2 protein-coding genes are annotated in these 1667 nt (G+C 71.5%); one reads left to right on the top strand and one right to left on the bottom strand.

Annotated features, from left to right (window positions below):
• Positions 1–95: 95 nt before the first annotated feature.
• On the bottom strand, positions 96–686 hold the full coding sequence (locus AB0C29_RS47210; protein WP_360834754.1) for a carbonic anhydrase: 591 nt from the start codon (positions 684–686) through the stop codon (positions 96–98).
• Between the two features lie 320 nt (positions 687–1006).
• Here AB0C29_RS47210 and AB0C29_RS47205 point away from each other — a divergent pair.
• A partial coding sequence (locus AB0C29_RS47205) for an alpha/beta fold hydrolase (protein ID WP_360834752.1) occupies positions 1007–1667 on the top strand: 661 nt, incomplete at its 3' end.

Genomic DNA, 1667 nt, shown 5'->3' with positions numbered 1-1667 from the left:
CGCCTTTTTGCGCCCACTGAAGATCACGACAAGTTGATCAGCACGGTGGGGCTGCGTGGTCACTCAGGTGGCCCCGCCAGAGCGAGAAGACCCGCTCAGCTGAGCAGCTCGACCAGCCCGGTGTCGAGGTCGTAGACCGCCCCCGCAACCCCGACCTTCCCGGCAGCGATCGCCGCCGGCACCCCGGCCACGTCCTGCATCCGCTGCACCGTCCGAGCCACATGGGCCCGCATAGCCTTGGCCGTCACCTCGGGATCATCCAGCCCGACCGCCCGCACCGCAGGCTCGATCTCGTCCACCAGATACCCCACGTCCCCGTCCGGGCGGTCCCCCGCGCGCAGAGCGGTCACAGTGGCGTCCACCGCGCCGCACCGAACGTGTCCCAGCACCATGATCAACGGCACGTTGAGGGCCGACACGGCGAAGCCGACCGAGCCCAGCACCGCGTGGTCGACCACGTGACCACCGGAGCGGACCACGCAGATCGAGCCGAATGTCTGGTCGAAGATCGCTTCCAGCGGCACCCGCGAGTCGATGCAGCCCAGGACCACGGCATGCGGGAGCTGCCCACCGGACGCCGCCGCGGCAGCCGACACGTCGTGGCCGTGCAGCGGCCGGCCGCTGACGAACCGGCGGTTGCCGGCGATCAGCTCCGCGAGCGCGTCATCCGGCCGCACGATCCGCACCGGGGCGTCCGGGCGACCGGCGGCTGTCGCAGGCGCGGGCCCCGCGGCCGGGACCGCTCCGACCATGGTCGATGAACTCGAGGCGGCCGCCGGGTGCACCGGTGCTGCCTGTTCCGCAGGTGAGGAAGCCGTCATGGCTCTGATTCTCTACGAGTGACCAGCCGGCAGCAGCCTGTGCGAGGCAGATCACGTCGCTCCGCCCACCGACTGGGACGGGCCGGTCGGCGCAAGATCTTCCATAGGTCTGGCAATTCGGTCTTTCGCGCGTGATGCTTATTACCCGTGGGTACAACGGGGCCGTGCGAATCACGGAGGTGCCCATGTCCGAGCGGTCGGAGCTCACCCTCGCCGATGGCGTACGGCTGCACGTCGAGACCAGTGGCCCGGCCGACGCGCCGGTGACCGTGGTGCTGTTGCACGGCTGGTGTCTCGACCGGCGGACCTGGCATCACCAGAGCAAGGCGCTGGAGCAGGTCGACGCCCGGGTCGTCGCGTACGACGCGCGGGGGCACGGCCGCTCCTCCCCGACCCGGCTGCGGTCGGCCACGCTGGCCCAGCTCGGTGACGATCTCGCCGAGGTGCTCCGGGAGTACGCCCCGGCCGGGCCGATCGTGCTGGTCGGGCACTCGCTCGGCGGCATGACGATCATGGAGTTCGCCGACTCGTATCCGCAGGAGTTCGCCGGGCGGGTGGCCGGGCTGGTTTTCGTCTCCACCACCGCCGAGGGCGCCACCCACACCTGTTACGGCCTGCCCACCACCATCACGCCGGTCCTGCGGGCCGCCGAGGAGGCCGGTGCCGGTCTGCTGGCCCGGCTCGGCGCCTGGCGGCCGCACAGCGCGATGCTGCCCGTGCTGCGTCCGACCGTGCGCTGGCTGCTCTTCGGCGACGACTACGAGCCCGGCGACCTGGCGGTCACCATGTCGGCGTTCGGGCGGGCCTCGCTGCGGTCCATCGGCGGTTTCCGGGCCTCGGTCGGCG

The sequence above is a fragment of the Actinoplanes sp. NPDC048791 genome (assembly GCF_040650095.1).
Taxonomy (GTDB): Bacteria; Actinomycetota; Actinomycetes; order Mycobacteriales; family Micromonosporaceae; genus Actinoplanes.
Note: the sequence above shows the minus strand (reverse complement) of the source record. Positions and strands in the feature narration are given on the sequence as shown.